The organism is Pseudomonas sp. N40(2020), assembly GCF_014472415.1.
Lineage (GTDB): Bacteria > Pseudomonadota > Gammaproteobacteria > Pseudomonadales > Pseudomonadaceae > Aquipseudomonas.
In genome coordinates, this window is record NZ_JACSZV010000002.1 from 268,401 (window position 1) to 275,898 (window position 7,498).

Sequence of the window (7,498 nt, forward strand, 5' to 3'; positions counted from 1 at the left end):
ACTCTCAAGTCGGGAACAGACGCGCGGGTTTGCCCTGACGTGATATTCTTCGCGCCAACTTGGTTTGACCTAATTCAGTTTGCTTGCCTTTAGGGCGGGCCGACGGAATCCCTGTCGCTCAAGTAGCTGAGCCAATAATGATAAGAAGTCAGTTCAGAAGGGACATTAACTGGGGTCGATGCAGCATGTCGGCCTTGTGTGCCCACCCGTCAAAATTGAAGTGTGCCGGAATCTGCGACGCCAGCCTGAGCGTCATCAAAGCGGATCGCATACAGATAAAAGCGGCGGGCGGAAGGCGTTTTATCATAGGTGCAACAGATGTTTAAAAAAGTGAACACGGCCTTGCTAGGGCTGGCTTTGTCGATGGGGCTGACGTCCGTTCATGCGGCAGAGGCCAAGAAAGTTGACGTACTGCTGATCGGCGGCGGCATCATGAGCACCACCCTGGGTGTGTGGATCAATGAGCTGGAGCCAAGCTGGTCGATGGAAATGGTCGAGCGTCTTGATGGCGTCGCCCTGGAAAGCTCCAACGGCTGGAACAACGCCGGTACCGGTCACTCGGCTCTGGCTGAGCTGAACTACACCCCGGAAGACGACAAAGGCAACGTCACGATCCCGAAAGCCGTCGAGATCAACGAAGCGTTCCAGGTGTCCCGTCAGTTCTGGGCCTGGCAGGTTCAGCAAGGCGTTCTGAAGAACCCTCGCTCGTTCATCAACACCACTCCGCACATGAGCTTCGTGTGGGGCGATGACAACATCAAGTTCCTGAAAAAGCGCTACGAAGCCCTGCAAGCGAGCCCGCTGTTCGCCGGCATGCAGTACTCCGAAGACCCGGCTGTGATCAAGAAGTGGGTTCCGCTGATGATGGAAGGGCGTGACCCGAACCAGAAAATCGCGGCCACCTGGAGCCCGCTGGGCACCGACATGAACTTCGGCGAAATCACCCGCCAGTTCGCCGGTTACCTGCAGACCAAGCCTAACTTTGACTTGAAACTGTCCAGCGAAGTGCAGGACATCACCAAGAACGAAGATGGCACCTGGCGCGTCAGCTACAAAAACCTGAAAGACGGCACCAAAACCGAAACCGACGCCAAGTTCGTGTTCATCGGCGCGGGCGGCGGCGCTCTGCACCTGCTGCAGAAGTCGGGCATTCCTGAAGCCAAGGAATACGCTGGCTTCCCGGTTGGCGGCTCGTTCCTGGTGACCGATAACCCGGCCATCGCCGAACAGCACCTGGCCAAGGCTTACGGTAAAGCCTCGGTTGGCGCACCACCGATGTCCGTTCCGCACCTGGACACCCGTGTTCTGGACGGCAAGCGCGTCATCCTGTTTGGCCCATTCGCGACCTTCAGCACCAAGTTCCTGAAAGAAGGCTCGTACCTGGACCTGCTGACCAGCACCACCACCCACAACATCTGGCCTATGACCAAGGTCGGCATCAAGGAGTACCCGCTGGTCGAGTACCTTGCTGGCCAACTGATGCTGTCGGATGAAGACCGTCTGAACGCGCTGAAGGAATACTTCCCGAACGCCAAAGCTGAAGACTGGCGCCTGTGGCAAGCCGGCCAACGCGTGCAAATCATCAAGCGTGATGAAGCCGCTGGCGGCGTGTTGAAACTGGGCACCGAAATCGTTGCTGCACAAGACGGCTCCATCGCCGGTCTGCTGGGCGCCTCGCCAGGCGCGTCGACCGCTGCACCGATCATGCTGAGCGTGCTGCAGAAAGTCTTCAAAGACAAAGTGGCAACGCCAGAATGGCAAGCCAAGCTGCACCAGATCGTTCCAAGCTACGGCACTCAGCTGAACAGCGATCCAGCCAAAGTGGCTGCCGAGTGGGCTTACACCGCCAAAATCCTCGAACTGCCGACTCCACCCGTGATCGGTCAGGCTGCTGCTCCGGCTGCACCTGCAGCTGAAAAAGCTGAAGCTCCGAAGGAAAACGCTGCACGTGACATGGCTCTGTAACTAGACGCCTGGCACACAAAGCCCACTGAACCGGCGACGGTCAGTGGGCTTTTTTGTGTCTGTACCGTGGGCGGACGTTCAGGCTTTGGCGGTAGCCAGATAAGCTCCAAGCCGTCGCCCCATCTCTTCACCCAGCGCCTGCAATCCGCTTAACGGGCGCACCATCACCTCGAACTCGACAATCTTGCCGTGCTCATCGAAGCGAATCATGTCGATGCCCTTGAGCTCCTTGGAGCCGACTTTGGCGCTGAACTCCAGAATCACATTCAACCCGTCAGCCGTGGACAGTTCCCGGTGATATTCAAAATCCTCAAACACCTTGAACACAGTGTTGAGGATCATCGCCACCACTTGCGCGCCGGGATAGGGCGTGTGCGCCATCGGTGAGCGAAACACGGCGTTGGCATCAAGCAGCGTGGGCAGGGCGCTCAAGTCGCCGGTACGGATCATCTCGTGCCAGCACTTCAGGGATTCGGCAGCACTGGGTTGCAGATTAAGGACAGTCATTTGTACCTCTGGGTTTTTATTGTTCTTCGACTCTAGATCAAAGCGCCGGCAGGGCAAGCTTGTTGTCGCTGCCTGAATACCACCCTATGACAGCTCCTACAGATCAGATCCCATCTGATACGCTTTTTTCGTTTCAATCTGCCCCTGTAATCGGTTCAGATGCAGGATCAAAATGCCCCGGCAGTTCGGTCACTCGCGACAGTCCTTCATCCCGAAGCGTCCAGTGCACCGCAAGCTCAGCATTGAGGAGAGCAACATGAACAAGATGGCGTTTTTTCTGGGTGGCTTTTTGGTACTGACCATCATGATTGGCCTGCTCGCGACGATTTCTCCGGTCTGAGGTATACGCTTCAAATGACGGCCACCGGTGCGCCGCGCGAGTCGGGTTTAAATACCGCGCCCCACACCTGACAGATTCACGATTCTGACGTGCCCTGGCGGCGCGCAATGCCATCCGGGTTGCCAATGTCCAGCAACCTCCTTTCCGCCAGTACATTCTCCAACGCCTGACGTTCGACTGGCTTCATTTGGTGCTCGCGTTTTTTCAGCTCCAGCAGGATCGGGCTGGACCAGGTGCGGTAGGTCTGTTCGATGTTGCGGCGGTACGTCATCAGTCTCTCCTTGATCAAGAGCCCGGTGTGGCTGGCAGGGGCTCTGTCCGATGAGGAAGTAACGTTAGTCGAGAATCCCTGAAGTCGCGAATCCACCGGTTTTGTGTAGGAGCAGCCTTCGGCAGCTCCTACACGGTTTGGCGGTGGGATCAATCTTCGACCTTCATCATTGCCTGCACACCTTCCCACGCCTCGGCGCGCATGCGTTCGATATCCAGCCCCGGAATCACGCCGTTATCCACGACCACACGGCCGCCGACCAGACTGTATTTCACTGTGATCGGTTCGCCCGCCACGACCGGTGCGACGGCGCTGTCGTGGAAACCGTAGAAGCGTGGGTGATCGAGACTGTATATCACCAGATCCGCTGCCTGGCCGATTTCCAGCGTGCCGACCGCGCCCAAACCCAACACCTGCGCGCCGCCTGCCGTACCCCAATGGATGACGTCTTCTGCCGTGGTCGCCGAAGCGCCTTGTTCGGCGCGGTGGATCAGCCACGCGGTGTTGGCTTCGCCGACCATGCTTCCGGATTCGTTGGAGGCCACGCCGTCGACGCCCAAGGAGATCGGCACGCCGGTCTCATACATTTGCGGTATGGGCGCGACGCCGCTACCCAGGCGCGCATTGCTCACCGGGCAGTGGGAAATGCCGGTGCCGGTCTGCGCGAGCATGCGGATTTCGCCGGGTTGCAGATGCACGGCGTGGGCGAACCAGACGTCGGGGCCAAGCCATTCGTGTTCGGCGACGAATTCCACCGGCAGGCAGTTGTATTTTTCGCGGCAGAAGTTCACGTAATTTTGCGTCTCGGACAAGTGCGTGTGCAGGCGCAGACCGAGGCCGCGAGCGGTGTGGGCCAGCTCACGCAGCAGGGTGGGCGGCAGCGAGAAGGTCGGCGTGGTCGGCGCCACCACGACACGTCGCATCGCATCTGGCGTGTCCTGGTGATACAGCGATTTCAGCCGTTCGATGTCGCCGACCATTTGCTCCAGACTTTCCGGTTGCAGGGCAGTTTTCGAGAAGCCCGGATGAGCGCTGGCCGACTCCAGTGCGCCGCCACGGCACAGGACGAAACGCAAGCCGAATTCATCGGCCAGATCGAACAGCAAATCGCCGGTCTCGGTGCTGCCGTGGGCGTGGTAGAGGTAGTGGTGATCGGCGCAGGTGGTGACGCCGGACAACAGTAACTCGACCATGCCCAGCCGCGCGGCGATTCGTGCCAATTGCGGCGTGAAGCGGTTGAGGCGCGGGTAGGGAACGCTGGCGAGCCAGCCTTGCAGATCCTGATTCAAGCCTTCGGGAACGGCTTTGAGCAGGTTCTGAAACAGGTGATGGTGGGTGTTGATCCAGCCCGGATAGACCACGCAGTGGCGCGCATCGATCACCCGTTCGCCGGTATGTGGCTCAAGGTTGGCGGCCATTTCAGCGATCCGGCCATTGACCACGCGGATGTCCACGGCGCCGGCCCGGGCGCGCGGGCCGCGCAGGCCGGTCATGACCGCGACCGGGTTTTTGATCAGGATGTTTTGCAATTGAGTCATGGCAGGCTCCAGTTCAGAGGATGTGCGAGGCGGACTTGCTGGCGGTGGAGTCGGGCACGCTGACGCCATTGAGCGCAGCATTGAGCAGCACCGACACCAGGCAGGCGATGACCACGCTGCTGTGTAGGAACGGCTGTGACCACTCGGGTAATTGTTTGAACAGGGTGGGTGCGAGCACCGGCACCAGCGCGGCGGCGAGGGTGAAACCGACGATCAGCACGTTGTAGCGATTGCGCTCGTAGTCGACTTTGGCGAGGGTCTGAATCCCCGCCGCCGCGACCACGCCGAACATGGCAATGCCGGCGCCGCCGAGGGCTGCGGTCGGCATCGAGGCGATGATCGCCCCGGCCTTCGGCACCAAAGCAATCGAGCACATGAGCAAGCCGCTGACCGCGACCACCCAACGGCTGCGCACGCCGGTCAAAATCACCAGGCCGACGTTTTCCATGAAAGCGATAAACGGGAACGCAGCAAACATCCCGGCGATGGTGCTGGCCAGACCGTTGGCGCGCAGGCCGTTGATCACCTGCTTGTCTTCCACGGGTTTTTCGACGATGTCGCCGATGGCCACGAACAGCCCCATCGACTCGACCATTTGCACGATCATCACCACCACCATGGTCGCGATGGGGATCAGGCTGAAGGTGGGCAAACCGAAGTAGAACGGATACGGCACGGTCAGCCACGGCGCTTCTTCGACGCTGTGAAAACTGCCCATGCCCAGGCCATACGCCAGACCTGCACCGGCCAACATGCCCAACAGCACCGCCATATTGCGCAGCATCGGGCTGCCGTAACGGTTAACCAGCAGAATGGTCAGCAACACCACCACCGCCACACCGAGAAACGCCGGTGCACCGAAGTTGCTCGCATTGCGCCCGCCGCCGACCCATTCATAGGCAATCGGGAACAGCTGCAAACCGATCACGGTGACGATGCACCCGGTCACTACTGGCGGGAAAAACCGCCGTAGTCGACCCACGAACGGCGCGATCAGCATGGTAAAAATCCCGGCACCGATCACCGCCCCGCAGACGCCGGCAAACCCCACCTCCGGGTTGCTGCCGATGGCGATCACCGGGCCAACACTGCTGAACGCCACGCCTTGCAAAATCGGCAGGCGCACGCCGAACTTCCAGAAGCCGACGGTTTGCAACAGGGTGGCGATGCCGGAACAGAACAGCGTGGTGCTGATCAGCGCCACCGTTTCGGCATGGGACATTTTCAAGGCACTGGCGACAATCAACGGCACGGCGATGGCGCCGATGTACGAGACGGCCATGTGTTGCAGGCCGAGGGTGAGCATCTGTCGTACCGGCAAAATGCGGTCGACGGGGTGAACGGTGGAGGAAGGAGTGGCTGACGACATGGGGAAACACCTCTGGCTGTTTTTATGCGGTAGAGAGGGGTATTCGTCTGATGCTTGCGAACCTGGGAACACTGAAGATCGGTTGTTGGAATGAGCGCTTGGAGTGAAGGGGAGCCTGTGGCGAGGGGATTTATCCCCGATCGGCTGCGAAGCAGTCGCAAATGCTGTGCATGCGGTTTGTCTGATCAACCGCGAGTTCAGGTTTTGGGGGTGCTTCGCACCCCATCGGGGATAAATCCCCTCGCCACAAGTAACCTCATCACAGGGTTCATTCCATAGATTTACAGTGCCTGATCGGCATCAGTCATTCGTGCCCGGAACCGCCATCCACCGGCTCCGATGCCTTGTTCAGCCTGCCAGGCAGGCGGCAAAGCCCTGGTTCAGCGCCGCGCGGTCCAGGTCGCGGCCGATGAACACGATCTTGCTCGAGCGCGGCTCCGTGCCCCACGGGGTCGACGCGCGGAACTCCACCAGGCTGTGTACACCTTGCAGCACGTAGCGTTGGTCTTCATTGGCCACCGCCAGCACGCCTTTCATGCGGTACAGATTGTCGGCCTGCGAAGAGCGCAGTTCACTGATCCAGCGGTGGAAGGCCATCAGATTGACCGCGCCGTCCACGGCGATGCCGACCGAGGACACGCTTGGGTCGTGTTGGTGGTCCGCTTCTTCGTGGTGATGTTCGTGGTCATGGTGGTCGTGCTCATCAGCGCCGATTTCCATCAGCTTCTGTGTGGCTTCGAAGGCGCCGATACCGAGAATTTTCGACAGGTCGATTTGCGCATGGGTGGAGGTCACAAGATCCGCCGTGGCGTTCAACCCACGGATTTTGCCGCGCAGGGTTTCCACCTCTTCAGGGCTGACCAGATCGACCTTGTTGATGACGATGCGGTCGGCGCAAACGATTTGGTCCACGGCCTGATTGTCGACGCCATCCAGTTGCAGATCTTCCAGATGCTGGGCGATGTGCTTGGCGTCGACCATGGTCACGATGGCGTCGAGTTCGACTTCATCGGCAATCGGGTCGTTGATGAAAAAGCTCTGTGCCACCGGGTACGGATCGGCGAGGCCGCTGGTTTCGATCAGGATGTGATCGAGCCGCACCGGGCGCGCCACCAGTTCACGGACGATGCGTACCAGGTCCTCGCGAACCTCGGCGGTGCAGCACACGCAACCGTTGACCATCTCGTAGATTTCTTCAGTTTCCGAGCTCAGCACTAGATCACCGTCGATGCCGACTTCGCCGAATTCGTTTTCGATCACGGCGATCTTGCGGCCGTGGTTTTCCTTGAGGATGTAGTTGAGCAGGGTGGTTTTGCCGGCACCGAGGAATCCGGTGAGGATGGTGACGGGGATTTTGGTGTTCGGGGTTGGGGCGTTGAAGGGGGTGTTCATCTAAAGCTCCTTACCTGTGTTTTTGTCGGAGTGCGATCAACTGTGGGAGCGAGCCTGCTCGCGAATGCGGTGTGTCATTGAGCGGTGATGCCGACTGACCCACCGCTTTCGCGAGC

The 7,498-nt window shown here is 59.6% G+C and carries 7 protein-coding genes; 2 read left to right on the forward strand and 5 right to left on the reverse strand.

From position 1 onward, the window contains the following. Nucleotides 1-318: 318 nt before the first annotated feature. Nucleotides 319-1,965 carry a malate dehydrogenase (quinone) gene (mqo, locus tag IAI51_RS02790; protein WP_123529021.1) on the forward strand — a complete coding sequence of 549 codons (1,647 nt, stop codon included), beginning with the start codon at nt 319-321 and terminating at the stop codon, nt 1,963-1,965. A gap of 78 nt (nt 1,966-2,043) precedes the next feature. Here the strand turns inward: mqo and IAI51_RS02795 are convergent, their stop codons facing one another. Further along, the gene (locus IAI51_RS02795; protein WP_187677099.1) at nt 2,044-2,472 is read right to left on the reverse strand and encodes a nuclear transport factor 2 family protein; all 429 of its coding nucleotides are present in this window, start codon (nt 2,470-2,472) and stop codon (nt 2,044-2,046) included. A gap of 172 nt (nt 2,473-2,644) precedes the next feature. Between IAI51_RS02795 and IAI51_RS02800 the strand changes: the two genes are divergently transcribed. Beyond that, nucleotides 2,645-2,812, forward strand: coding sequence for a hypothetical protein (locus tag IAI51_RS02800; RefSeq protein ID WP_187677100.1), 168 nt, complete (start codon nt 2,645-2,647; stop codon nt 2,810-2,812). Between the two features lie 76 nt (nt 2,813-2,888). On the opposite strand, the gene IAI51_RS02805 is transcribed toward IAI51_RS02800, so the two are convergent. The 4 genes from IAI51_RS02805 to IAI51_RS02820 form a co-directional block, all read right to left on the reverse strand. Further along, entirely contained in the window at nt 2,889-3,083 is a 195-nt protein-coding gene (locus IAI51_RS02805; protein WP_187677101.1) for a hypothetical protein, read from the reverse strand. Between the two features lie 149 nt (nt 3,084-3,232). Beyond that, nucleotides 3,233-4,621, reverse strand: a complete 1,389-nt coding sequence (locus IAI51_RS02810) for an amidohydrolase family protein (RefSeq protein WP_187677102.1) — start codon at nt 4,619-4,621, stop codon at nt 3,233-3,235. A gap of 13 nt (nt 4,622-4,634) precedes the next feature. After that, a complete protein-coding gene (locus IAI51_RS02815; RefSeq protein WP_187677103.1) occupies nt 4,635-5,990 on the reverse strand; it encodes a nucleobase:cation symporter-2 family protein in 1,356 nt (451 codons plus the stop codon). 348 nt (nt 5,991-6,338) lie between these two features. Beyond that, complete coding sequence (locus IAI51_RS02820) at nt 6,339-7,382, reverse strand: CobW family GTP-binding protein (RefSeq protein WP_187677104.1); 1,044 nt, start codon at nt 7,380-7,382, stop codon at nt 6,339-6,341. Nucleotides 7,383-7,498 lie beyond the last annotated feature (116 nt).